The 25,113-nt window shown below is 64.3% G+C and carries 22 protein-coding genes; 8 read left to right on the top strand and 14 right to left on the bottom strand.

Annotation, left to right across the window (positions count from 1 at the left end; genetic code table 11):
- Positions 1-13 precede the first annotated feature (13 nt).
- From secD to queA, 4 genes are all read right to left on the bottom strand, one after another.
- A complete protein-coding gene (secD, locus tag BTO02_RS17610; protein WP_075158107.1) occupies positions 14-2,101 on the bottom strand; it encodes a protein translocase subunit SecD in 2,088 nt (695 codons plus the stop codon).
- Positions 2,102-2,292: 191 nt separating this feature from the next.
- Positions 2,293-2,559 (bottom strand): preprotein translocase subunit YajC, encoded by a 267-nt coding sequence (yajC, locus tag BTO02_RS17605; RefSeq protein WP_232243547.1) that lies wholly within the window; start codon positions 2,557-2,559, stop codon positions 2,293-2,295.
- A 286-nt stretch (positions 2,560-2,845) separates the two neighbouring features.
- Positions 2,846-4,048 carry a tRNA guanosine(34) transglycosylase Tgt gene (gene tgt, locus BTO02_RS17600; RefSeq protein ID WP_075158105.1) on the bottom strand — a complete coding sequence of 401 codons (1,203 nt, stop codon included), beginning with the start codon at positions 4,046-4,048 and terminating at the stop codon, positions 2,846-2,848.
- Between the two features lie 153 nt (positions 4,049-4,201).
- Positions 4,202-5,251: a tRNA preQ1(34) S-adenosylmethionine ribosyltransferase-isomerase QueA gene (gene queA, locus BTO02_RS17595; RefSeq protein ID WP_075158104.1), complete on the bottom strand. Its 1,050-nt coding sequence runs from the start codon at positions 5,249-5,251 to the stop codon at positions 4,202-4,204.
- 207 nt (positions 5,252-5,458) lie between these two features.
- On the opposite strand from queA, the gene recG reads away from it, so the two are divergent.
- From recG to ubiA, 7 genes are all read left to right on the top strand, one after another.
- Positions 5,459-7,807: an ATP-dependent DNA helicase RecG gene (gene recG, locus BTO02_RS17590; protein ID WP_075158976.1), complete on the top strand. Its 2,349-nt coding sequence runs from the start codon at positions 5,459-5,461 to the stop codon at positions 7,805-7,807.
- A gap of 153 nt (positions 7,808-7,960) precedes the next feature.
- The gene (locus BTO02_RS17585; protein ID WP_075158103.1) at positions 7,961-8,920 is read left to right on the top strand and encodes a LysR substrate-binding domain-containing protein; all 960 of its coding nucleotides are present in this window, start codon (positions 7,961-7,963) and stop codon (positions 8,918-8,920) included.
- Positions 8,921-9,417: 497 nt separating this feature from the next.
- Positions 9,418-9,579 (top strand): hypothetical protein, encoded by a 162-nt coding sequence (locus BTO02_RS34370; RefSeq protein WP_156883852.1) that lies wholly within the window; start codon positions 9,418-9,420, stop codon positions 9,577-9,579.
- Between the two features lie 64 nt (positions 9,580-9,643).
- The gene (locus tag BTO02_RS17580; RefSeq protein WP_075158102.1) at positions 9,644-11,104 is read left to right on the top strand and encodes a catalase; all 1,461 of its coding nucleotides are present in this window, start codon (positions 9,644-9,646) and stop codon (positions 11,102-11,104) included.
- A gap of 93 nt (positions 11,105-11,197) precedes the next feature.
- Positions 11,198-11,362 (top strand): hypothetical protein, encoded by a 165-nt coding sequence (locus BTO02_RS34365; RefSeq protein ID WP_156883851.1) that lies wholly within the window; start codon positions 11,198-11,200, stop codon positions 11,360-11,362.
- Between the two features lie 235 nt (positions 11,363-11,597).
- Positions 11,598-12,086 (top strand): Dps family protein, encoded by a 489-nt coding sequence (locus BTO02_RS17575; RefSeq protein WP_075158101.1) that lies wholly within the window; start codon positions 11,598-11,600, stop codon positions 12,084-12,086.
- A 114-nt stretch (positions 12,087-12,200) separates the two neighbouring features.
- Entirely contained in the window at positions 12,201-13,064 is an 864-nt protein-coding gene (ubiA, locus tag BTO02_RS17570) for a 4-hydroxybenzoate octaprenyltransferase (protein ID WP_075158100.1), read from the top strand.
- A 108-nt stretch (positions 13,065-13,172) separates the two neighbouring features.
- Here ubiA and proC read toward each other — a convergent pair whose 3' ends face one another.
- The 6 genes from proC to BTO02_RS17540 all read right to left on the bottom strand — a co-directional run bounded on the left by proC (position 13,173) and on the right by BTO02_RS17540 (position 20,495).
- On the bottom strand, positions 13,173-13,988 hold the full coding sequence (proC, locus tag BTO02_RS17565) for a pyrroline-5-carboxylate reductase (protein WP_075158099.1): 816 nt from the start codon (positions 13,986-13,988) through the stop codon (positions 13,173-13,175).
- Positions 13,989-14,009: 21 nt separating this feature from the next.
- Complete coding sequence (locus BTO02_RS17560) at positions 14,010-14,708, bottom strand: YggS family pyridoxal phosphate-dependent enzyme (protein WP_075158098.1); 699 nt, start codon at positions 14,706-14,708, stop codon at positions 14,010-14,012.
- 164 nt (positions 14,709-14,872) lie between these two features.
- Positions 14,873-16,099 carry a glycolate oxidase subunit GlcF gene (gene glcF / locus BTO02_RS17555; protein ID WP_075158097.1) on the bottom strand — a complete coding sequence of 409 codons (1,227 nt, stop codon included), beginning with the start codon at positions 16,097-16,099 and terminating at the stop codon, positions 14,873-14,875.
- Positions 16,100-16,106: 7 nt separating this feature from the next.
- On the bottom strand, positions 16,107-17,195 hold the full coding sequence (gene glcE / locus BTO02_RS17550) for a glycolate oxidase subunit GlcE (protein ID WP_075158096.1): 1,089 nt from the start codon (positions 17,193-17,195) through the stop codon (positions 16,107-16,109).
- Between the two features lie 228 nt (positions 17,196-17,423).
- Positions 17,424-18,917 (bottom strand): FAD-linked oxidase C-terminal domain-containing protein, encoded by a 1,494-nt coding sequence (locus BTO02_RS17545; RefSeq protein ID WP_075158975.1) that lies wholly within the window; start codon positions 18,915-18,917, stop codon positions 17,424-17,426.
- Between the two features lie 162 nt (positions 18,918-19,079).
- The gene (locus tag BTO02_RS17540; protein WP_075158095.1) at positions 19,080-20,495 is read right to left on the bottom strand and encodes an FAD-binding oxidoreductase; all 1,416 of its coding nucleotides are present in this window, start codon (positions 20,493-20,495) and stop codon (positions 19,080-19,082) included.
- Between the two features lie 156 nt (positions 20,496-20,651).
- On the opposite strand from BTO02_RS17540, the gene BTO02_RS17535 reads away from it, so the two are divergent.
- Entirely contained in the window at positions 20,652-21,209 is a 558-nt protein-coding gene (locus BTO02_RS17535) for a cob(I)yrinic acid a,c-diamide adenosyltransferase (protein ID WP_075158094.1), read from the top strand.
- A gap of 34 nt (positions 21,210-21,243) precedes the next feature.
- Here BTO02_RS17535 and BTO02_RS17530 read toward each other — a convergent pair whose 3' ends face one another.
- From BTO02_RS17530 to tldD, 4 genes are all read right to left on the bottom strand, one after another.
- Positions 21,244-21,576: a helix-turn-helix domain-containing protein gene (locus BTO02_RS17530; RefSeq protein ID WP_075158093.1), complete on the bottom strand. Its 333-nt coding sequence runs from the start codon at positions 21,574-21,576 to the stop codon at positions 21,244-21,246.
- Between the two features lie 2 nt (positions 21,577-21,578).
- Positions 21,579-21,917 carry a type II toxin-antitoxin system RelE/ParE family toxin gene (locus tag BTO02_RS17525; RefSeq protein WP_075158092.1) on the bottom strand — a complete coding sequence of 113 codons (339 nt, stop codon included), beginning with the start codon at positions 21,915-21,917 and terminating at the stop codon, positions 21,579-21,581.
- A gap of 190 nt (positions 21,918-22,107) precedes the next feature.
- Positions 22,108-23,181, bottom strand: a complete 1,074-nt coding sequence (gene aroG, locus BTO02_RS17520; RefSeq protein WP_075158091.1) for a 3-deoxy-7-phosphoheptulonate synthase AroG — start codon at positions 23,179-23,181, stop codon at positions 22,108-22,110.
- Between the two features lie 397 nt (positions 23,182-23,578).
- Entirely contained in the window at positions 23,579-25,045 is a 1,467-nt protein-coding gene (gene tldD, locus BTO02_RS17515) for a metalloprotease TldD (RefSeq protein ID WP_075158090.1), read from the bottom strand.
- Positions 25,046-25,113: the final 68 nt, after the last annotated feature.

Raw genomic sequence — 25,113 nt, 5'->3', positions numbered from 1 at the left:
CGTTCTCCGGGCATCAGCGGGTTGAACCCGGTTTCTTCGGCGCGTTGCCGCCGCTCGGCGTGCCAGGCGCGTTGCGCCGGCGCACGGTCGGTTTGCCTGGGTTGGCGCGCGCGCCGGCCGATGCATTCGCCGGCGCCTTACGTTTGGCCGTGGGAGCGGGCGCGCTCGCGCGGGCAGGGGTCGTGACTGTGTCGTCGCTTGCCGTATCGTTTTCGAGGTAAGCGGCCGCGCCGCCGGCCGTGGCCGTGGCGGGTCGCCACACCTGGCCGACCGCGAGCGATTTCAGTTTCTTCTTGCCGCCGTACCAGAGGTTCACGAGGCCGCGCGAGAAGAACACCGCGGAGAACATCGACGTCAGAATGCCGATACAGTGCACGACCGCGAAGCCGCGCACCGGGCCGGAACCGAATGCGAGCAGCGCGAGGCCGGCGATCAGCGTCGTGACGTTCGAATCGAGAATGGTCGCCCACGCATGCGCGTAGCCGTTCTGGATCGCAAGCTGCGGCGGCGCGCCGTTGCGCAATTCTTCGCGCACGCGCTCGTTGATCAGCACGTTTGCGTCGATCGCCATACCGAGCGCGAGCGCGATAGCGGCGATGCCCGGCAGGGTCAGCGTGGCCTGCAGCATCGACAGGATCGCGACCAGCAGCAGCAGGTTCACCGACAGCGCGATCATCGAGATCAGACCGAACAGCATGTAGTACGCGATCATGAATGCGGCGATCGCGATAAAGCCGTAGACGACCGAATCGAAGCCCTTCTTGATGTTGTCGGCGCCGAGGCTCGGGCCGATCGTGCGTTCCTCGATGATGTCCATTGGCGCGGCGAGCGAGCCGGCGCGCAGCAGCAGGGCGAGGTCGGCGGCGGCTTGCGGCGTCGGCTGGCCGGTAATCTGGAAGCGGTCGCCGAGTTCCGACTGGATGGTCGCGACCGTCAGCACCTGGCCTTTGCCCTTTTCGAACAGCACCATCGCCATCGGTTTGCCGATGTTGTCGCGCGACACGGTGCGCACCGCGCGGCCGCCGGCCGAGTCCAGACGGATATTGACCGAAGGACGCTGATGCTCGTCGAAGCCCGCCGACGCGTCGATGATGCGATCGCCGGTGAAGATCACCTGCTTGCGCAGCAGTACCGGCACCTGGTTGCCCTGCGTGAAGAGCTCGTCGCCGGGCGGCACCGGGTCGTTCGGATTCGGATGCGTGTTGACCGGGTCCGCGAGGCGCGCTTCGAGCGTCGCCGTGCGGCCGATGATGTCCTTCGCCTTCGCCGTGTCCTGCACGCCCGGCAGTTCGACGACGATACGGTCGTTGCCTTGCTGCTGGATGACGGGTTCCGCGACGCCGAGTTCGTTGACGCGGTTATGCAGCGTCGTGATGTTCTGCTTGAGCGCGGCTTCCTGCACCGCCTTTTCCACCGCCGGCGTGAACGTGCCGACCACTTGCCAGCCGCCGGTCGGCGCCGGTTGCGTGGCCCACTGCAGTTCGCTGACGCCCGTCGTCAGTTGCTTGCGCGCCGCCTCGGCGACGCTCTGGTCCGCGAAGCTCGCGACGACCGACTGGCCGACGCGGTTCACGCCGCCGTCGCGAATGCGGTTGTCGCGCAGCAGCGTGCGCGCATCGGACGCATCGGAATCGAGTTTCTTGTTCAGCGCGCCTGCCATGTCGACCTGCAGCAGGAAGTGCACGCCGCCGCGCAGATCGAGACCGAGGTACATCGGCAGCGCGTGCAGCGCGGTCAGCCAGTGCGGCGACGCGCTTTGCAGGTTCAGCGCGACGACATACGTCGGATCCGACGGGTCGCTGTTCAGCGACTTCTGCAGCAGATCCTTGACGCGCAATTGCGTATCCGTATCGGCCACGCGCACGCGGATGTTCGCATTCAGCGTCGAATTGTCGAACGTGACATCGTCGGCTTTGATGTGGCTCTCCGCCAGCGCCGCTTCGACCTGCGACAGCGTGGCCGAATCGAGCTTGACCGTTGCCTTGCCGCTCGACACCTGCACTGCCGGCGCTTCGCCGAAGAAGTTGGGCAGCGTGTACAGGAGGCCGATGGCAAGCGCCACCAGCATCACGGCATATTTCCAGAGGGGGTAACGATTCATGGGATGGTCCAACGGACGGTTGGCGGCAAGTTGCCAGTTGCTTGCAAGGCCGCGCCGCGTTCAGCGGGAGCGGCTTCGTCTGAGGCTTCGGGGCAGGGCCTTGCGGGTCTTGCTCTAGTTGCGCACGTGATCGCAAAAAAAACGCGCAGGAAGCGTGCTAAAAGCGTGCTAAAAGCGCGCTGGAAAACGCGTTACAGCGATTTGATCGTGCCTTTCGGGAGAATCGTCGTGACCGAAGCCTTTTGCACGGTGATTTCCGTTCCCTCGGAGATTTCTACGCCGACATACGCTTCGCCGACTTTCGTGATCTTGCCGACAATACCCCCGTTCGTCACTACTTCGTCGCCTTTGGCCATCGCCGCGAGCATGTTGCGATGCTCTTTCTGACGCTTCATTTGCGGGCGAATCATGATGAAGTAGAGCACTGCGAACATGAGGATGAGCGGCAGAAAGCTCATCAGGCTCGATTCGGCGCCCCCGGCGGCACTGCCTTGTGCGAATGCATTGGAAATGAACGACGGCACGTTGGTCTCTCCGTTTATACCAGTCAAAAAAAGTCAGCCGATTATTCTACCACCGGCACTTTGCGCGTCGGCGCGCCGCATTGGCATCTGCACCCCGCTTGCGGCACGGTTTCGACCACCGTGCCGGCGCCGCGGTTTGACAGATCGAGCGGCACGCCGTTGCGAAAGTGAATTGTAATGTTTCGCGCGCGGTTCGATGTGCCGATGTGCGGACGCGCCGCTAATCGATGCCGCGCGCGCGATTCTCGTGGAACAGCCTGCGAAACGCGGTGAAGTTGCCGCCGTCGATCGCGTCGCGCATTTCCTGCATCAGCTCGAGGTAGTAGTGCAGGTTGTGGATCGTGTTCAGCTGTGCGCCGAGTATCTCGCCGACGCGATGCAGATGGTGCAGATAGCCGCGCGTGAAGTGGCGGCACGTGTAGCAGCCGCATTGCTCGTCGAGCGGCCGCAGCGAGTTCCTGTGCGTCGCGTTGCGGATCTTGATGTCGCCGAAGCGCGTGAAGAGCCAGCCGTTGCGCGCGTTGCGCGTGGGCATCACGCAATCGAACATGTCGACGCCGGCTGCGACGCCGGCCACGAGATCCTCGGGCGTGCCGACGCCCATCAGATAGTGCGGCTTGTTCGCGGGCAGACGCGGCGCGACGTGCTCGAGCACGCGCATCATGTCCTCTTTCGGCTCGCCGACCGACAGGCCGCCGATCGCGAAGCCGTGGAAGTCCATTTCGGCGAGGCCGGCCAGCGATTCGTCGCGCAGATCCTCGAACATGCCGCCCTGGACGATGCCGAACAACGCATTCGGATTCGACAGGCGGCCGAATTCGTCGATCGAACGCTTCGCCCAGCGCATCGACATGCGCATCGATGCGCCCGCTTCGTCGCGCGTCGTCGGCACGCCGTTGGTTGCGTAAGGCGTGCATTCGTCGAACTGCATGACGATGTCCGAATTCAGCACCTTCTGGATCTGCATCGACACTTCCGGCGACAGGAACAGCTTGTCGCCGTTGATCGGCGACGCGAACGTGACCCCGTCTTCGGTGATCTTGCGCAGATCGCCGAGCGAGAACACCTGGAAGCCGCCCGAGTCGGTCAGGATCGGCCGCTTCCAGCCCATGAAGCCGTGCAGACCGCCGTGCGCGGCGACCGTCTCGAGGCCCGGGCGCAGCCACAGGTGAAACGTGTTGCCGAGGATGATCTGCGCGCGGACTTCTTCGAGTTCGCGCGGCTGGATCGCCTTGACCGTGCCGTAGGTGCCGACCGGCATGAAGATCGGCGTTTCGACGACGCCATGATTCAGCGTGAGGCGGCCGCGGCGCGCGAGACCGTCGGTTTTCAGCAGATCGAATTCGAGGCCGCCGGCGGGCGGCGTCTGATTGGTGCGATCGGTATGTTCGGTGTGATTGTCGTGATGATGACCGTCGGTCATTGAGCAGCTCCTGAGCGACCGGAAACACAGTCCGGCGCTTAAAAAATGAAGCCTGCCGGAGGATGCCCGGCGGCCGATAAAGTCACTGGATAAGGCACTGAATGTCACTCACCTGCTGTCACTCAACCGCTGTCAGTCGAACGCGCACGCGCGTTACGCGTCGCTGCGCGTCAGCAGCATTGCGTCACCGTAGCTGAAGAAACGATAGCGCTCGTCGATTGCATGCCGATACGCGGCACGGATCGTATCGATGCCTGCAAATGCCGACACGAGCATCAGAAGCGTCGATTTCGGCAAATGGAAGTTCGTCACGAGCCGGTCGACGACGCGAAAACGATAGCCCGGCGTGATGAAAATATCCGTTTCCGCGCTCGTTGCCGCGAGCGCGCGGCCCGCGTTCTCCGCATCGCGCGCGGCCGCTTCGAGCGCGCGCATCGACGTCGTGCCGACGGCGATCACGCGGCCGCCGCGCGCCCGCGTCGCGGCGATTTTATCGACCAGCGACTGCGGCAACTGGTACCACTCGCTGTGCATCTTGTGCTCCGCAATGTTTTCGACGCGCACCGGCTGGAACGTGCCGGCGCCGACATGCAGCGTGAGCGTCGCGCGCTCGACGCCGCGCGCGTCGAGCCGCGCAAAAAGCGCTTCGTCGAAATGCAGGCCGGCGGTCGGCGCGGCCACCGCGCCCGGATTCTGCGCGTAGACGGTCTGGTAGCGCGTCTCGTCGGTTGCATCGGGGTCGTGCTCGATGTACGGCGGCAACGGCAGCCGCCCGTACTGCTCGATCAGCGTGAGGCAATCGGTCGGGAAATGCAGCGTGTAGAACGGCTCGACGCGCTCGCCGACGGTGACGTCGAACGCATCGGCGAGGCGCAACTGCGTGCCCGCGGCAGGGCTCTTGCTTGCGCGGATCTGCGCCAGCGCGGTCCGTTCGCCGGTGAGCCGCTCGACCAGCACTTCGATCTTGCCGCCGCTCGACTTATAGCCGGGAAAGCGCGCCTTTAGCACCTTCGTGTCGTTGAACACGAGCAGGTCGCCCGGTGCGACGCAATCGGGCAGTTCGGCAAAGCGGCGGTCGGTGAGCGTCGCCGGGCGGGTCCGGTTGTCCACTTCGAGCAGGCGGCTCGCGCTGCGCTCGGGCAACGCGACTTGTGCAATCAGTTCGGGCGGCAGCGCGAAATCGAAATCGGAAAGGGTGAACATGCGCACGGGTGGATACGGAACGGCTAAAAAGGGGCGTGCCAATAAAGGCGTGCCAATGGCGCGGGCACTTTGAATCGGACAGAATCGACGCCGCGCGCCGAGCGGCTATGATTGCGGGACATTGCCGAGCCGGCACCGGCCGTCCCGATGCCGCGCCGAACAGTCACGAAAACGTGGAAAGCCGATATTGTACTTGCGAAGCGACTCATGCCCTTGTCCGAACGCCGTCCGCCTGTAGACCCCGATGACGCCGACACCGCGCCGCGGCGCCGCGCCGCGCGCGGCAAGGCGGCGCAGGCGCGGATCAGCGACGCTGCTGCAGCCGGGCACGCGCCGCACGATCCGGTGCCTGCATCCGAAGGTTCGACCTCGAAATCGCTGAGGCAGCCGGCTGCGGAGCGGGCTGGGAAGCTGGCTGCAAAGCGCGCCGCAAAGCCAGCCGCCGGTTCCGTCCCGCAAGAGTCGACGGACCGGCCCGCGCAAAAGGCCGCCCCATCGCGCACCGGCGACAAGCTCGCGAAGCTCGGCCTGTCGCGCGACATCGATCTCGTGCTGCATCTGCCGATGCGTTACGAGGACGAAACGTCGCTGACGCCGATCGGCGAGTTGCTGCCCGGCGGCATCGCGCAGACCGAAGGCGTCGTGTTCGACAACGAAATCGCGTACCGGCCGCGCCGTCAGTTGCTCGTGAAGCTGCGCGACGATGCGGGCGACGAGCTCGTTCTGCGCTTCCTCAATTTCTATGGCTCGCAGGTCAAGCAGATGTCGGTCGGCGTGCGGCTGCGCGTGCGTGGCGACGTGCGCGGCGGTTTCTTCGGCATGGAAATGGTGCATCCGGCGGTGCGCGTCGTCGACGAGGATACGCCGCTGCCGCAGGCGCTCACGCCGGTCTATCCGAGCACGGCGGGCGTGACGCAGGCGTATCTGCGCAAGGCGATCGACAACGCGCTGTCGCGCACGTCATTGCCGGAACTGCTGCCGGAGCCGATCGCGCGCACGTATCTGCAGCCGCTCGAACTGCCGCCGCTGATGCAGGCGGTGCGCACGCTGCATCACCCGCATGCGGACGCGGACGAAACGGCATTGATCGACGGCACGCATCCCGCGTGGTCGCGCATCAAGTTCGAAGAGCTGCTCGCGCAGCAGATGTCGCTCAAGCGCGCGCACGAGGAGCGCCGCACACGCTCGGCGCCCGCGATGCCGCGCCGCGCGTCCGGCGACGCCGATGCGCTCGTCGCGCGTCTGCTCGCCGCGCTGCCGTTTTCGCTGACGGGCGCGCAACAGCGCGTCGGCGCCGAAATCGCGAACGATCTGACGCAGCCGCACCCGATGCAGCGTCTCTTGCAAGGCGACGTCGGCAGCGGCAAGACGATCGTCGCCGCGCTCGCCGCCGCGCAGGCGATCGACGCCGGTTATCAGGCCGCGCTGATGGCGCCGACCGAAATCCTCGCCGAGCAGCACGCACGCAAGCTGCGCGGCTGGCTCGAACCGCTCGGCGTCACGGTCGCATGGCTCGCGGGCAGCCTCAAGGCGAAGGAAAAGCGCGCGGCGCTCGAAGCGGCCGCGCTCGGCACCGCGCGGCTCGTGGTCGGCACGCACGCGATCATCCAGGACACCGTCGAATTCGCGCGCCTCGGGCTCGTGATCGTCGACGAGCAGCATCGGTTCGGCGTCGAACAGCGTCTTGCGTTGCGCGCCAAGGCGAAAAACGCCGCGGATGGCGCGCGCGCGTTCCAGCCGCATCAACTGATGATGTCGGCGACGCCGATTCCGCGCACGCTCGCGATGACGTACTACGCGGACCTCGACGTGTCGACGATCGACGAACTGCCGCCGGGCCGCACGCCGATCCTGACGAAACTGATCTCGGACGCGCGCCGCGAAGAGGTGATCGGGCGCGTGCGCGAAGCGGCGCTGACGGGGCGCCAGGTGTACTGGGTGTGCCCGCTGATCGAGGAGAGCGAGACGCTGCAATTGCAGACGGCCGTCGAGACCTACGAAACGCTGGTGGCCGCGCTGCCGGAGCTGAAAGTCGGGCTGGTGCATGGCCGCCTCGCGCCTGCCGAGAAGGCGGCGGTCATGGACGCGTTCACGCGCAACGAGGTCCAGCTGCTCGTGGCGACGACGGTGATCGAAGTCGGCGTCGACGTGCCGAACGCGTCGCTCATGGTGATCGAGCACGCGGAGCGCTTCGGGCTCGCGCAGTTGCATCAGTTGCGTGGCCGCGTAGGGCGCGGCAGCGTCGCGTCGGTGTGCGTGCTGCTGTATTCGGGGCCGTTGTCGATCGCCGGCCGTGCGCGCCTGCAGACGATGCGTGAAACCACCGACGGCTTCGAAATCGCGCGGCGCGACCTCGAAATTCGCGGTCCCGGCGAATTTCTCGGCGCGCGCCAGTCCGGCGCGGCAATGCTGCGCTTCGCCGATCTGCAGCAGGACGGCTGGCTCATCGAGCCGGCGCGCGAAGCGGCGGCGCAGTTGCTGGCGCAATACCCGGACGTCGTCACGCAGCACCTCGCGCGCTGGCTCGGCGCGCGCGAACACTATCTGAAGGCGTAGGTCATGGCGCGGAGGCTGACTCGCGCACTTCGTTCGAGGTGCGCACGCGTCGTGTTGCAGCGGCATGGGGGGGGTTGGCGCGGTGGTTGGCGAATTGGCCCCATAGGTGTATAACTGAAACCTATTGATTTTATTGCACTGATTGGTCCCTCAATGACGCTCACAGAACTGAAGTACATCGTCGCGGTGGCGCGCGAGCGGCATTTTGGCCGCGCGGCGGAGGCGTGTTTCGTCAGCCAGCCGACGTTGTCCGTAGCGATCAAGAAGCTCGAAGACGAACTGAACGTGCAGATTTTCGAGCGCGGCACGAGCGAAGTCAGCGTGACGCCGATCGGCGAGCAGATCGTCACGCAGGCGCAGCGCGTGCTCGAGCAGACGCTCGCGATCAAGGAGATCGCAAAGCAGGGAAAAGACCCGCTCGTCGGGCCGCTGCGTCTCGGCGTGATTTACACGATCGGGCCGTATCTGCTGCCGACGCTCGTCAAGCAGATGATCAAGCGCGTCCCGCAGATGCCGCTGATGCTGCAGGAAAACTACACGCTGAAGCTGATCGAACTGCTCAAGCAGGGCGAAATCGACGTGGCGATCATGGCGCTGCCGTTTCCCGAAACGGGCCTGATGCTGCGGCCGCTCTACGACGAGCCGTTCGTCGTCGCGCTGCCGTCGGGCCATGCATGGGAGACGCGCGACAAGATCGACGCGAGCGACCTCAAGCAGGAAACGATGCTGCTGCTCGGCAGCGGACACTGCTTCCGCGATCACGTGCTCGGTGTATGTCCGGAGCTCATGCGTTTCTCGCAGAACGCGGACGGCATTCAGAAGACATTCGAAGGTTCGTCGCTCGAGACGATCCGTCATATGGTGGCGAGCGGCGTCGGCATTACGGTGCTGCCGCGCATGTCGGTGCATGAGGTGAAGCCGCATGCGGGCGGCGTCGATTCGGGGCTGCTCAGCTACGTGGCCTTCGACGAGCCGGTGCCCGATCGCCGCGTCGTGCTCGCCTGGCGCAAGAGCTTCACGCGCATGCCGGCGATCGATGCGATCTGCGACGCGGTCGCCGCATGTGATCTGCCAGGGGTGAAGAAGCTCGATTTGCCGGTGGCGGTGAATTGAGGCGGGGCGAGCCCGGCGCGATGACGGTGCGGCCCCGGTAGTTCGTCAGCCGAAGGCCGGGTCATGTCAGCCAAAGGGCCCGGTCGTATGTCATCGCGTTTTTGACCGCGATGCGGGAACGTCCGCAAGCTTTCGCAATAGGACGATCCCATCCACATACTGCGCAGCCACGCGCGGTGTAGAGACATCCGCGAGATATCGCCCGAGATTGGCCAGGTGCTCCAGCGCTTCGGGAGCGAATCTGACTGCGGATGTCGTCATAGGCAGATCACTCTCCCGTTTTTCGTTTGGCGGCGAGCGCTGCGCGAACGTCGCTCGCGCTGATCGCGCGCGACGGGTCGGCCTTCAGCGTGTCGTAGGCGGCTGCAACTTCGTCGTCGGGCAGATGCGAGCGTCTATTGAATAGATAAATTTAATTAAATTATAAAAATCGATAGCTTTGTTATAGTGCGTCTCATGGATCGCTGATCCCCAACAACGAGAACCCGGAGGTACCCATGCAGCGCGCGCCGTCGTTTGACATCGAGTCCCGCATCCAGTCTGCTCCCGCGTCGTTCCAGCAACCGGCCGCATCGTTCGCGGCGGGTAACACCGCGCCCGCGCTGACTTTGCGCACCGTTGCCATTGCGCTGCTCGTCGATCGCGCCCTGTCCGCGTGATGCCCGAGCATCGACTGCCTCTCCCGAAGAACGAATCGCCCCTGACAAACAAAGGAACAGAGCAATGACCGAACGTACCCTCACCAACGCGGCCGGCGCGCCCGTTGCCGACAACCAGAACTCGATGACAGCCGGCGTGCGCGGCCCGGTTGCCTTGCAGGACATGTGGCTCATCGAAAAGCTGGCGCACTTCGACCGCGAAGTGATCCCCGAGCGCCGCGTGCATGCGAAGGGTTCGGGCGCGTTCGGCACGCTGAAAGTCACGCACGACATTTCGCGCTATACGAAGGCGAAGGTGTTCGCGCAAGTCGGCAAGGAAACGCCGCTTTTCATGCGGTTTTCGACTGTGGCGGGCGAGCGCGGTGCGGCCGATGCCGAACGCGACGTGCGGGGCTTCTCGATCAAGTTCTACACCGAGGAGGGCAACTGGGATGTCGTCGGCAATAACACGCCGGTGTTCTTTATCCGCGACCCGCTCAAGTTCCCCGATTTCATCCACACCCAAAAGCGCGATCCGTACACGAATCTGCGCAGCAACGTTGCGGCGTGGGACTTCTGGTCGCGTCATCCGGAATCGCTGCATCAGGTGACGATTCTCATGAGCGACCGCGGCATTCCGCAGAACTATCGGCAGATGCACGGCTTCGGCTCGCATACGTTCTCGTTCATCAACGCGAACAACGAGCGCTTCTGGGTGAAGTTCCACTTCAAGTCGATGCAGGGTATCGCGAACTACACCGACGCCGAAGCGGCGCAAGTGATCGCGCAAGACCGCGAAAGCGCGCAGCGCGACCTCGTCGATAACATCGACAAGGGCAATTTCCCGCGCTGGCGCTTCTGCGTCCAGGTGATGCCTGAAGCCGATGCAGCGAACTATCGCTACAACGCGTTCGACATTACGAAGGTGTGGCCGTACAAGGACTATCCGCTGATCGACGTCGGCGTGATCGAACTGAATCGCAACGCGGACAACTATTTCGCGGACGTCGAGCAGTCGGCGTTCACGCCGGCGAACGTGGTGCCGGGCATCGGCGTCTCGCCGGACCGTCTGTTGCAAGGGCGTCTGTTCTCGTACGGCGACACGCAGCGCTACCGCCTCGGGATCAATCATCACCAGATTCCGGTGAACGCGTCGCGCGCGCCCGCGCAGCGCTCGTTCCATCGCGACGGCGCGATGCGCGCCGACGGCAATCTCGGCCGCACGGCGAACTACGAGCCGAACCGGTTCGGCGACTTCGCGCAGGATCCGAACGCGGCGGAGCCGCCGCTCGCGGCCGGAGCGGTCGATCGCTACGACCATCGCGACGACGACGATTACTACAGCCAGCCCGCGGCGCTGTTCCGCCTGTTCGACGCCGCGCAGCGCGAGCGTTTCTTCGGCAACATTGCGCGCCACATCAATGGCGTGCCGGAAGACATCGTCGCGCGCCAGATCGAGCATTTCCGCCGGATCGATCCGGCGTACGCACAAGGCGTGATCGCAGCGATCGCGAAGCTCGCCGGAACCGCGGAAACGGTGAAGTAACCGGGCGGTCAGGCAGTTCGACGGCGGCGCGACACGAAGCCGCACCCCAGCGCGAAGCGCGCGCCGCCGTCCTGAAGTGAAAGGAGAAGGGTCATGGTCCAGATGGTATTGATGAGTATCGGCGGCCGGACGCACGCGCAGCAGTCGCAGCGCATGGCCAATGCGGCGCTTGCGCGCAGGATGCTCGGCTTCCTGGTCGTCAGCAGCGGCTACGCGGTGCTCGTCGCGCACGGTATCGCGCACGTTTTCGGTGGGTGACTTGGCGGGGGAGCGCGAGCGATTCCGGCGGTTACGCGCGAGGCGACACAGGCAACGATGTGGCGCCGCGTGCGCAATGCAGCGATGGCCGCAGTGATGGCAGGAAAGCACGCCGCCTCGCACGCGGAGGCGTGGCGTTCTACGCTAAACTGTCGGGCGTTCGAAGGTTCGAGGATTGCGAACAGACAATCCGGGGCAAAGCGACCGGTACGAATCACTCTTCAAAGGAGTCATCATGGCCAAAAAAGAAGCCGTTTCGCACGTCAATATCGGTATCAGCGACAAGGATCGCAAGAAGATCGCGGAAGGTCTGTCGCGCCTGCTCGCCGATACCTACACGCTGTATCTGAAGACCCACAACTTCCACTGGAACGTGACGGGGCCGATGTTCAACACGCTGCATCTGATGTTCGAAGGCCAATACAACGAACTCGCGCTCGCTGTCGATTCGATCGCCGAGCGGATCCGCGCGCTGGGCGTGTTTGCACCGGGCAGCTACAAGGATTTCGCGAAGCTGTCGTCGATCGCTGAAGCGGACGGCGTGCCGTCGGCCGAAGACATGATTCGCCAGCTCGTCGAAGGCCAGGAATCGGTCGTGCGCACCGCGCGCGAAATTTTCCCGATCACGGAAGCGGCTAACGACGAGCCGACGGCCGACCTGCTGACGCAACGCATGCAGACGCACGAAAAGACCGCGTGGATGCTGCGCTCGATGCTCGCCTGAGCAGGCGAACGCGCAAACGTCGCGGCTAACGTGAGAAAGCCCGACAGGTCGAGAACCTGTCGGGCTTTTTTCATGCTGCACTAAAATGGCGGAATCGTTCTCCGCGCACTTCCCATGTTCGCCCGACTCCCGCTCTATCTGCGGCTCGTCCGCATGGACAAGCCGATCGGCAGCCTGCTGCTGCTGTGGCCCACGCTCAACGCGCTGTGGATTGCCTCCGACGGCCAGCCCTCGGTGTCGCTGCTCGTGATTTTCGTGCTCGGCACGCTGCTCATGCGCTCGGCCGGCTGTGCGATCAACGACTACGCGGACCGCGATTTCGACCGTTTCGTGAAGCGCACGGAAAACCGGCCGATCACGTCGGGCAAGATCAAGGCGTGGGAAGCCGTTGCGCTCGCCGCGGCGCTCGCGCTGATCGCGTTTCTGCTGATCTGGCCGCTCAATACGCTGACGAAGGAACTGTCGGTGTTCGCGCTGTTCGTCGCCGGTACGTATCCGTTCACGAAGCGCTTTTTCGCGATTCCGCAAGCCTATCTCGGCATCGCGTTCGGCTTTGGCATTCCAATGGCGTTCGCCGCCGTCCAGGACCGCGTGCCGGTGCTTGCATGGGTGATGCTTGCGGCGAACGTGTTCTGGTCCGTCGCGTACGATACCGAATACGCAATGGTCGACCGCGACGACGACATCAAGATCGGCATTCGCACGTCAGCGCTCACGTTTGGCCGCTACGACGTTCTCGCGATCATGCTCTGCTACGCGGTGACGCTTGGCCTATACGCGGGCATCGGCGTCGTGCTGCATTACGGTGTGCTTTACTGGATCGGGTTGGCGGCGGCGGTGGGCTGTGCGATCTATCACTACACGCTGATCCGCGGCCGCGAACGGATGCCGTGCTTCGCCGCGTTTCGCCATAACAACTGGCTGGGCGGCGTGCTGTTCGCCGGCATTGCGGCGCATTACGCCGCGCAGAATCTTTGATCGAAAAACGGGCCGCGCCAGGTCGCGCGGCCCGGCTGGCGCATCGGCCGATGCGGGCGGGCAGCAAGCCCAACCAGCAGGCACAACCAGCGGGTCCAACAGCGGGCGCTACTGCTTGCCGAATTCCTCGCCCATCTCTTTCGCGCGCGCGTCCGCTGCCAGTGCGCCGCGCACGATTGCATCCTTCACATGCTGCGCGTCGAATGCGGCGAGCGCCGCCGCGGTCGTTCCGCCTTTGGAGGTCACGCGCTCGCGCAACACCGACGGCGGCTCATCCGATTGCGCCGCCAGTTGCGCCGCGCCGGTGAACGTGGCGACCGCGAGCGCGCGGCCCTGCGCTTCATCCATGCCGAGCTGGCGGGCCGCTTCCTGCAGCGCCTCGATGAAATAGAAGACGTACGCGGGGCCGCTGCCCGAGATGGCGGTGACCGCGTCGATTTTCGCTTCGTCGTCGAACCAGACCGTTTGTCCGACCGCGCCGAGCACTTGCGATGCGAGCGCGCGTCCTGCTTCGTCGACGCCGCCCAGCGCAACGAGACCAGTCACGCCCATGCCGATCAGCGCGGGCGTATTCGGCATCGTACGCACGATGCGCGCATGGCCGTTCAGCCAGCGCGACAGGTCGGCGGCGCGAATGCCCGCGACGATGCTGATCACGAGCTGCCGCGCCGACAGATGCGCCGCGAGCGCGCCGGCGACGTCCTTCGCCACTTGCGGCTTGACCGCCAGCACGACCGCGTCGAACGAGGCGAGCGCCGCATCGGCGGCCGCGCCGGTGGCGATGCCGAACTGTTGCCCGTTGCGCTTGCGTGCGTCTTCGTTCGGGTCGATCGCATAGAGATCGGACGCCGCGACGCCGCGCTTGATCAGACCGCCGATCAGCGCGGCAGCCATGTTGCCGCCGCCGATGAACGCAATTTTCATGGTGTGTCCGAAAAAGGAGGTTTAGTGGGAGTAGTCGCGCGCGCCGAAGATCGCCGTGCCGATGCGCACCATCGTCGCGCCTTCGAGTACGGCTGCTTCGAGGTCGCCCGACATGCCCATCGACAAGGTATCGAGTTCGAGCCCGTCGGCGCGCAGCCTGTCGAACAGTTCGCGCAGCGCGCGGTGCGGCACGCGTTGCTGTTCGATGCTGCCGACGGGTTCCGGAATGGCCATCAGGCCGCGCAGGCGCAGCTTCGGCAGCGCTGCGATCGCATGCGCGATGTCGGCTGCTTCGCCGGGCGGCACACCGGATTTCGACGCTTCGCCGCTCACGTTGACCTGCACGCAGACGTTGAGCGGCGGCAAGCCGTCCGGCCGCTGTTCAGCGAGCCGTTGCGCGATCTTCAGACGATCGATCGAATGAACCCAGTCGAAACGCTCGGCGACGGGTCGCGTCTTGTTCGATTGCAGCGGTCCGATGAAATGCCACTCGATCGTGTCGCGCAGATCGGCGAGTGCGTCGAGCTTCGTCAGCGCTTCCTGCACGTAGTTTTCGCCGAACGCGCGCTGCCCCGCGGCATGCGCGGCGCGGACATCTTCGGCCGGAAACGTCTTCGATACCGCGAGCAACGCGACCGAGCGCGGGTCGCGGCCCGCGACTTGCGCGGCGACCGCGATGCGCTGGCGCACCGCGTCGAGATTGTGGATCAGGTCGGGCATGACAACGTCTGCAAGGGTCGGTGGCGTCCAATTATACGGATGCGAAGGGCGTGCTACCGCGCGACTCCGCCGTCGCGGCGCCGGCCCGCCGTGGCGCCGCGCCTTCGCTTGACGGATCCATTCGCTCTTGCGTACGTGCGCCAATGCGTTCGCGCGACGGCCTGTCACCCCGCCAGCATGTGCTCGACGAGTTCGATCCAGTGGACCACCGGCGTCGACGTTCCGCTTTGCAGATGCGCAATGCAGCCGACGTTTGCCGATACGATGATCTGTGGCTCCTGCGCGTGCAGGCGCTCGAGCTTCTGGTTGCGCAGCGCGTACGACAGCGCCGGCTGCGTCAGCGAATAGGTGCCGGCCGAGCCGCAGCACAGGTGACTATCGGCGGGCAGCCGCACGTCGATGCCGAGCTCGCCGAGCAGGTGCTCGACCTTGCCGCGGATCTGCTGCCCATGCTGCAACGTGCACGGCGGATGAAACGCCACCGTGTGCACCGCGCGCGGACGCGCGAGGGCCGCCAGCGGCTCCTCGAACTCGGGCAGGATTTCCGCGATGTCGCGGGTCAGTTCGACGATGCGGCGCGCCTTCTCCGCATACGCCGGGTCGTCGCGCAACAGATGCGCGTATTCCTTGATCGTCGCACCGCACCCCGACGCGTTCATCACGATCGCTTCGACACCTGCTTCGACATACGGCCACCATGCATCGATGTTTGCGCGCATGTCGTCGAGCGCTTCGTCGTTGTAGCCGAGGTGCAGGCGGATCGCGCCGCAGCAGCCGGCGTCCGGCGCGACGATCGTCTCGATGCCGAGCGCGTCGAGCACACGCGCGGTGGCCGTATTCACGTTCGGCATCATCGAAGGCTGCACGCAGCCCGCGAGCATCAGCATCCTGCGCGCATGCTTCGACGCGGGCCATTCGAGCTGGCGCTGGCGCGCCGGCACCTTGTCGCGCAGCTTCTTCGGCAGTAGCGGACGTACGTGCTGGCCGAGGCGCATCGCGGGGGTGAACAGCGCTTCGTTCGGCACGAAGCTCGCCAGCATGCGGCGCAGCACGCGCTGGCCGAGCGGCCGCGACACTTTCTCTTCGGTCAGCTTGCGGCCGATCTCGACGAGCCGGCCGTATTGCACGCCCGACGGGCAAGTCGATTCGCAGTTGCGGCATGTGAGACAGCGATCGAGGTGCGTCTGCGTGCTGCGCGTGACAGGCGTGCCTTCGACCATCTGCTTGATCAGATAGATGCGCCCGCGCGGGCCGTCGAGTTCGTCGCCGAGCAACTGGTAGGTCGGGCACGTCGCCGTGCAGAAACCGCAGTGCACGCATTTGCGCAGGATCGCGTCGGCTTCCGTTCCGTCGGGCGTATTGCGAATGAAGTCCGCGAGGTTCGTTTGCATCGCGCGCTCAGAAGTCGGGGTACAGCCGGCCGCGATTGAAGATGCGAGCCGGATCGAAAGCGGCCTTCAGACCGCGGTGAATCTTCATCAACGGGGCGGGCAGCGGCGTGAACACGCCCGCGCTGCGATCGTAGCCGTGGCCGGTGCGGAAAATCGTTGCGTGACCGCCGGCCTGCTTGGCGCTGATGCGCACCGTTTGCGCGTCGGCGTCGGTGATCCACCAGCGCTGTGCGCCGCCCCATTCCATCATCTGCGCGCCGGGCAGTTGAAGCGGCTCGGTGATGGTCGGCAGTGCGAGCCGCCACAGCGCAGCCTTTGGCGCGATCGCCGCAAAGAACGGGTCAGTCTGTTCACGCAAGCCGGACCAGAAGCGTTCCGCTTCGACCGCGTCGACGACTTCGCCGCCAAGCGACGAGCGCGCCGACTTCACCGCCGCTTCCGCGCCGCCCAGACGCAGCACGAGGGTGCCGTTGCGCCACGCGCTCGCGCTGACAGGCAGTGGCCGGCCGCCCCATTCGTTGAGCTTGCGGACCGCGTCGGTACCGTTCATATCGAATTTCAGCGTGATTTCCGCCTTCGGGCGCGGCAATACCTTGACCGACAGTTCCAGAATCAATGCGAGCGTGCCGAGCGAGCCCGCCATGAGCCGCGAGACATCGTAGCCGGCGACGTTCTTGACCACCTGTCCGCCGAAGTGCAGCACCTGGCCATGGCCATTCATCACGACCGCCCCGAGCACGAAGTCGCGCGGCGCCCCGGCCGATTGACGGCGCGGGCCCGCGATACCGGCGGCGATGCAGCCGCCGAGCGTCGCTTGCGGGCCGAAATGCGGCGGTTCGAAGGCGAGCATCTGGTCGTGCTCGGCGAGCGTCGCTTCGATTTCCGCAAGCGGAGTGCCTGCGCGCGCTGTGATCACCAGCTCCGCGGGATCGTACGCGATGATGCCGCGATGGGCACGCGTATCGAGGACCTCTCCCTGTAGCGACTGGCCATACCAGTCTTTCGTGCCGCCGCCGCGAACTCGCACTGGGCGTCGTTCGGCGGTGGCTGAACGGATTCGTTCGGACCATTCGGCGACGATGTCGTCCTCTTCCATGGCGTCGTGTTTCGTTGTAGTTGATTCGATTGTACCGGGCGACGCCTGGCTGGCAACCCGGAACGGACCCGTACGGGAAGCTCCAAGGGCCGCTATCGGAGGCGTTGTGCGAAGTCAGTGAGAACCCGAATGGCCGGGGTGTGCGTCGGGGTCGCAGGCAAGGACACCTGCGTCTGCGCGTTGCGCACACGCAGGCGAAAGACTCCGGTTACCGCGCAAAAGCGTCCGCTAGAAGCGCGGCAGTTCCGGATGCGGCAGCAGGCCCGCGCGAATATGCATTTTGCCGTACTCGGCACAGCGCGCGCGGGTCGGGATGCCCTTGTCGGGGTTCAGCAGGCCGGGTGGATCGAACGCACGCTTGACCGCATGGAATGCATCGCGTTCCTCGGCCGAAAACTGCACGCACATCGAATTGATTTTCTCGATGCCCACGCCGTGCTCGCCCGTGACGGTGCCGCCCAGTTCGACGCAACTCTCGAGAATATCCGAACCGAATGCTTCGGCGCGATGCCACTCGTCGAGGTCGTTGCCGTTGAAAAGAATCAGCGGATGCATATTGCCGTCGCCCGCATGGAACACGTTGATGCAGCGCAGGTTGTACTTCTGTTCCATTGCTTCGATGCGGGCGAGCAGAGGACCGATGCTGCGGCGCGGCACCGTGCCGTCCATGCAGTAGTAGTCGGGCGAGATGCGGCCCGCTGCCGGAAATGCGTTCTTGCGGCCGGACCAGAAGCGCAGGCGCTCGCTTTCCGAGCGCGAGATCTGGATGCGCGTGGCGCCGTGCTCGCGCAGCACCGCGGTCATCCTGACGATTTCTTCGCTGACTTCTTCGGGCGTGCCGTCGGATTCGCAAAGCAGAATCGCCGCTGCGTCGAGGTCGTAGCCCGCGCGGACGAACTCTTCGACCGCGCGCGTGGCCGGCTTGTCCATCATTTCGAGGCCCGCTGGAATGATGCCTGCGGCGATGATGCCGGCGACCGCGTCTCCGCCTTTCACGACGTTATCGAAACTCGCCATGATCACCTGCGCGGTCTGCGGCTTCGGAATCAGACGGACCGTGACCTCGGTGACAATCGCGAACATGCCTTCGCTGCCGACGACTACCGCGAGCAGATCGAGGCCCGGAGCATCGGGGCTTAGCGAGCCGAACTCGACGACTTCTCCTTCCATCGCGATCGCGCGCACGCGCATGACGTTGTGCACGGTCAGGCCATATTTCAGGCAATGAACGCCGCCCGAGTTTTCAGCGACATTACCGCCGATCGTGCAGGCGATCTGCGACGATGGGTCCGGTGCGTAGTAGAGCCCGTAAGGTGCGGCGGCTTCGGAGATCGACAGGTTGCGCACGCCCGGTTGTACCGTTGCGGTGCGCGCATACGGGTCGACTTCGACGATCTTGCGAAAGCGCGCGAGCGATACGACCACGCCGTGCCGGATCGGCATCGCCCCGCCCGACAGGCTCGTACCCGCGCCGCGCGGCACGATCGGCACATCGAGCCGATGGCAGATCTGCACGATGCGCTGCACTTGCGATTCGGTCTCGGGCAGCACGACGGCGAGCGGCAGACGCCGGTACGCGGCGAGGCCATCGCATTCGTAAGCGACCGTATCTTCTTCGCGGTACAGCAGACAGTGAGTCGGCAGCACGGCCATCAAGGCCTGCACGACTTCGCGTTGCCGTTGCGCGAGCACTTCGGCTGACAGTTCGGCGGGCGCGTTCATGGTCTGTCTCCTCGTATTTTGCGTGCGCATTTGCGTGCGCATTTGCCTGCGCATTTGCCTGCGCATTTGCCTGTGAAGGCGGCGCCGGCCGGGCATGCACGGTTCGTCTTCGTTGTTGTGCGCGCGTGCGGGGTCCGCTTCGGCTCGGCCGGTCAGTTCATGCTATGCCGCCCACGAAAATATCTTGCCCGGATTCATCAGATTGCGCGGGTCGAGCGCGTGCTTGATCGCACGCATCGTGTCGATCGCAACCGGGCCCGCTTCCTCGACGAGAAAATCGATCTTGTGCAGGCCCACGCCATGTTCGCCCGTGCAGGTGCCGTTCATTCGCAAGGCGCGCTTGACGATGCGATGGTTCAGGCGCTCGGCTTCGGCGAACTCCTCGGGCCGCTGCGGATCGATCAGCATCGCGACGTGGAAGTTGCCGTCGCCCACGTGTCCGACGATCGGGCACGGCAGCGTCGACGCCTTCAGGTCCTGCTCCGTTTCGACCACGCATTCGGCGAGCCGTGAAATCGGCACGCATACATCGGTGGTGACCGCGCGGCAGCCAGGCTTCAACTGCAACATCGCGAAGTACGCGTTATGCCTCGCGTTCCACAGGCGGCTGCGGTCCTCGGGGCGCGTCGCCCATTCGAAGCCTTCACCTGTATTCTGGGCGGCGATTTCCTGCACGAGTTCGGCCTGTTCCTTCACGCCCGCTTGCGTGCCGTGAAACTCGAAGAACAGCGTCGACGCTTCGCGCAGCGTCAGATTCGAATGGCGGTTGATGGCGCGGATCGCGAGCGCATCGACAAACTCGACGCGCGCAATCGGCACGCCCATCTGGATCGTTTCGATGACCGCGCGCACGGCGCTTTCCATCGACGCAAACGTGCACACCGCGGCGGACACGGCTTCCGGTAGCGGATAGAGCCGCAATGTGATTTCGGTGACGACACCGAGCGTGCCTTCCGAGCCGACGAAAAGACGCGTCAGATCGTAGCCCGCCGACGACTTGCGCGCGTGCGTGCCCGTGCGGATCAGGCGGCCGTCGGCGAGCACCGCGCACAGGCCGAGCACGTTTTCGCGCATCGTGCCGTAGCGCACCGCGTTCGTGCCCGATGCCCGCGTCGCGGTCATGCCGCCGATGCTTGCGTCGGCGCCGGGATCGATCGGAAAGAACAGGCCGGTGCCGCGCAACGCTTCATTGAGCTGCTTGCGCGAAATGCCGGGCTCGACGGTTACCGTCAGGTCTTCCGCATTGATCGACAGCACGCGGTTCATTTCGGCAAGGTCGATCGACACGCCGCCTTGCACCGCGAGCAGGTGACCTTCGAGCGACGAGCCATTGCCGTAAGGAATGACCGGTACGTCGTACCGAGCGCAGAGCCGGACGATGGTTTGCACGTCTTCGGCGTTGCGTGCGAAGACGACGGCATCCGGCAGTTGCGGATCGAACGGCGATTCGTCGCGGCCGTGATTGGTGCGGACCGCTTCGGCGGTCGAGACACGTTCGCCGAATGCGGATTGCAGCGCGCCGAGCAACTCGGCGGGGAAGGGACGGCGCATGGCGGCGGGCGGCGCGGGATGGTTCACGCTGGTCTCCTGTAAGGCATATTTGTTGCAGCGATTCAAACCATTCTACGCCGATGCCTCGGCGGCAGACACAGGATTGCGGTGGGCTGGCGACTCGCCCACAAAACTTATAATGGTTTCGACCGATGCGCAGCACCACTACGGAGGAACAACATCATGGGTAACCGCCTGAGCAAGATTGCAACGCGCACCGGCGACGACGGCACGACCGGCCTTGGCGACGGTCGCCGCGTGCGCAAGGACGACGCGCGCATCGTGGCCATCGGTGAAGTCGACGAACTGAACTCCCATGTTGGCGTGCTGCTGTGCGAAAGCTTGCCCGACGACGTGAGCGCCGCGCTGACAGCGATCCAGCACGATCTGTTCGATCTCGGCGGCGAACTGAGCGTGCCCGGTCACTCGATGATTGCCGACGCGCATCTGCGCCGGCTGGACATGTGGCTTGCCGATTACAACGCGACGCTGCCGCCGCTGAAGGAGTTCATTCTGCCTGCAGGTTCGCGGGCCGCTTCTCAGGCGCACGTTTGTCGAACCGTGTGCCGCCGCGCGGAGCGCGCGATCGTTGCGCTCGGCACGATGGAGGGCGTGAGTACCGCGCTGCGCGGTTACGTCAACCGCTTGTCGGACCTGTTATTTGTGCTTGCGCGCGTGCTCAACGGAGTGGATGGTGGCAGCGATGTGCTATGGCAGCATGAGCGCGCCGCGAAGCGTTAGGGGTTAAGGGCGGCGGATGTGCGAACACGCGGCGCTAGCCGACAGCCAGCGTCACCGGCTTGCCGATGCGGCTCAGCATTTCGACCAGCGTATCGATGGTGAACTTCGACGTCTTCTTGTTCACGACGTCGGACACACGCGGCCGCGACACCATCAGGATTTCAGCCGCTTCCGCCTGTTTCAGATGATGCTGTTCGATCCAGCTCGAGAGTTCGGTCATGAGTTGTTCCTTCAGCACGCGCGTGTCATTGATCTGTTTCTGCGAAGCAGCGTGCAGGCGCTTCGCTTCCGCCGCGGAGAAACCGAGTTCGAGGAACAGGTTCGCACCGGGCTTCGTAACGTGACGGATTCTGGTATCGATGGTCATTGCTATGCCTTCCTAACATTTGCCAAGGCACGATAACGCGCTTCGGCGATTTCTCTGTCCTGTTTGCTCGTTGCCTGCGTCTGCTTCTGGAAACAATGCAGCACATAGATGGCTTCGACGAACTTTGCGACATACATGACGCGAAATACGCCTTCTGCTTCGTGAATGCGAATTTCGCGCGTTCCTGCACCGACCCGATCAAAGGGTTTCCAGTTGTCCGGGTCAAGTCCGGCTTGTACTTTGGAAAGCTGAAAACCTGCTTGCCGCCGTGCTTCCTCTGGAAACGCCAGAAGGTCGTCATAGCTGGAGCCAACCCAGCGAATCTCTTTTTCCCGATTCATAGACTTCCTTCATGTACAAAATTTTGTACTAATTCTTCTTTCAGGTCAAGTCCTTTCAACATGCCTGCGAAGAACGCCTACGGTACCGGTGTCGTACATGAATGAACATTCGTCCGGATGGCTAACGATAAAAAAGCCCGGCACGGTGGCCGGGCTTTTCAGGATGCGGCGAAGCGCGCTATTGCATGATTCAGTTGCCGCTGCCTCGTGCAATACGACGTTGTCTGACGGCCTCGGCGAGTCCGTCGAGTACGCCGATGCTTTCGTCCCAGCCGATGCACGCGTCGGTGATGCTCTGGCCGTATGTGAGCGCGCAGCCTTCCTGCAGATCCTGGCGTCCGGCAACCAGATGCGACTCGACCATCACGCCGACGATGCGCTCATCGCCGCCCGCGATCTGGCGACCGATATCGGCGCAAACCGGGATCTGGTTCTCGTGCTTCTTCGAGCTGTTTGCATGGCTTGCGTCGATCATCAGTCGCGCGGCGAGACCGGCCTTGCCGATGTCCGCACACGCGACATCGACGCTTTGCGCATCGTAGTTCGGCGCTTTGCCGCCGCGCAGGATGATGTGGCAATCTTCGTTGCCCGCGGTCGACACGATCGCCGAATGGCCGCCCTTCGTCACGGAAAGGAAGTGGTGCGGCTGCGACGCCGCCTTGATCGCGTCGACGGCGATCTTCACATTGCCGTCCGTGCCGTTCTTGAAGCCCACCGGACACGAGAGCCCCGAAGCGAGTTCGCGATGCACTTGCGATTCCGTGGTGCGCGCGCCGATCGCGCCCCACGAGACCAGGTCGGCGATGTACTGCGGGCTGATCATGTCGAGAAACTCGCTGCCGGCCGGCAGACCGAGCTCATTGATATGCAGCAGCAGTTCGCGCGCGGCGCGCAGGCCGTCGTTGATCTTGAAACTGTTGTCGAGATGCGGGTCGTTGATAAGACCCTTCCAGCCGACCGTCGTGCGCGGCTTCTCGAAATACACGCGCATCACGATCTCGAGTTCGCCCGCAAGGCGTTTGCGCTGTTCGATGAGACGCCCGGCATACTCGAGTGCCGCTTTCGGGTCATGAATCGAGCACGGACCGATGATGACGATCAACCGGTCGTCCATGCCGTGCAGGATGCGATGCAATGCCTGCCGCGTGTTGAAGATCAGGTCCGATTCCTTTTCGCTGCACGGGAATTCGCGGATCAGGTGCGCGGGCGGGGTAAGTTCCTTCAATTCGCGAATTCGGACATCGTCGGTATTGTGCGGGGGCATGTCGTTCTCCAGGTGCAGTTCGTAGCGTCGGTACGTTGTGTGTTTGTTGCGTGTTTGTTACGTATTCGTTGCATGTGAGCGGGAGCGTCGGCTCCGCGCATCGGATAAGTGGAAAAGCCCGCGGCAAAAAAAAACCGCCAGACTCGCTGGCGGTTTTTCGGGAATTTCGGGCTTGCCGTTTATGCACTAACACCCCTCTCGAGCCGCCAGCGGTCTGAGATGCCAAAAGAAATAAAAATAAAACCGGGCGGACATGATGAAAGAGAGTGGGTTCTGCAAAAAAGGTTGAGTGGCTTTATACCGTGCGTAAGCGCGCTTGACAAGCGGATCGGTCAAAAAATGCGGAAAATCCGCACGCCTTCAGCAATTTCTGCGGGAAGCGTGCGAATCGCCGAGTTCAGACTGTTCCGCCGACCGTCATCCGGTCGATGCGCAGCGTCGGCTGGCCGACGCCGACCGGCACGCTCTGGCCTTCCTTGCCGCACACGCCGACGCCGGTATCGAGCGACATGTCGTTGCCGATCATGCTCACGTATTTGAGCGACTCGGGGCCGCTGCCGATCAGCGTCGCGCCCTTCACCGGATAGCTGATCTTGCCGTTCTCGATCATGTACGCTTCGGACGCCGAGAACACGAACTTGCCGTTCGTGATGTCGACCTGGCCGCCGCCGAAGTTCACCGCATAGAGGCCGTTCTTCACTGACGCGATGATTTCCTGCGGATCCTTGTCGCCGTTCAGCATGTAAGTGTTGGTCATGCGCGGCATCGGCAACGCGGCGTACGATTCGCGGCGCGCATTGCCCGTTACCGGCATCTTCATCAGGCGCGCGTTCAGCGTGTCCTGAATGTAGCCCTTCAGAATGCCGTCTTCGATCAGCGTCGTGCACTGCGTCGCATTGCCTTCGTCGTCGATATTGAGCGAGCCGCGGCGGTTCGGCAGCGTGCCGTCGTCCACGACCGTCACGCCCCTGGCTGCGACCTGCTCGCCGATGCGGCCCGCGAACGCCGACGAACCCTTGCGGTTGAAGTCGCCCTCGAGCCCGTGGCCAATTGCCTCGTGCAGCAGCACGCCCGGCCAGCCCGGCCCGAGCACGACGGTCATGGCGCCGGCCGGCGCCGGACGCGCGTCGAGGTTCACGAGCGCCGCATGCACGGCGTCGTCGACGTAGCGCGAGAGGACATCGTCGGTGAAGTAGCCGTAGTCGAAGCGGCCGCCGCCGCCGCCCGTGCCGATTTCGCGGCGGCCGTTCTGTTCCGCGATCACCGTTACCGACACACGCACGAGCGGCCGGATGTCCGCCGCGAGCGCGCCGTCGCTGCGTGCGACGAGCACGACGTCGTATTCGCCGGCGAGGCCCGCCATCACCTGCGTGATGCGCGGGTCGCGGCCGCGCGCCATCTGTTCGATGCGCTCGAGCAGCTTGACCTTGGCCGTTGCGTCGAGCGAATGCAGCGGATCGGATGGCAGATACAGATCGCGGCCCGCCACGCCCGTCAGCGCCGAAGCTGCCTTGATCTTCTGCTTGCCGCCGCCGCTTTTCGCGATCGCGCGCGTGGCGATCGCGGCCTGGCGGATCGCGTCGGGCGAGAGATCGTCCGAATACGCAAATGCGGTGCGGTCGCCGGACACGGCGCGCACGCCGACACCCTGGTCGATGCTGAAGCTGCCGGATTTGACGATGCCTTCCTCGAGACTCCACGCTTCGCTGCGCGTAGCCTGGAAGTAAAGGTCCGCGTAATCGACGCGATGCGTGAAGATCTCGGCGAGCGTGCGGGTCAGCAGGGCTTCGTCGAGGCCGTAGGGCGTGAGAAGAACGTCCTTGGCCGTCGCGAGATTACGGATGCTGGGTTCGATGATGTTCATGCGCAGTAGGTTCAGCTCGATTCAAGGGATTCGGACGGTGCACTCGGCTTGACATATGGGTGACGGCC

Origin of the sequence: Paraburkholderia sp. SOS3, from assembly GCF_001922345.1 — a bacterium.
Classification (GTDB): Bacteria; Pseudomonadota; Gammaproteobacteria; order Burkholderiales; family Burkholderiaceae; genus Paraburkholderia.
The sequence above is the reverse complement of the archived record's forward strand: the minus strand, read 5'-3'. Positions and strand labels throughout refer to the sequence as shown.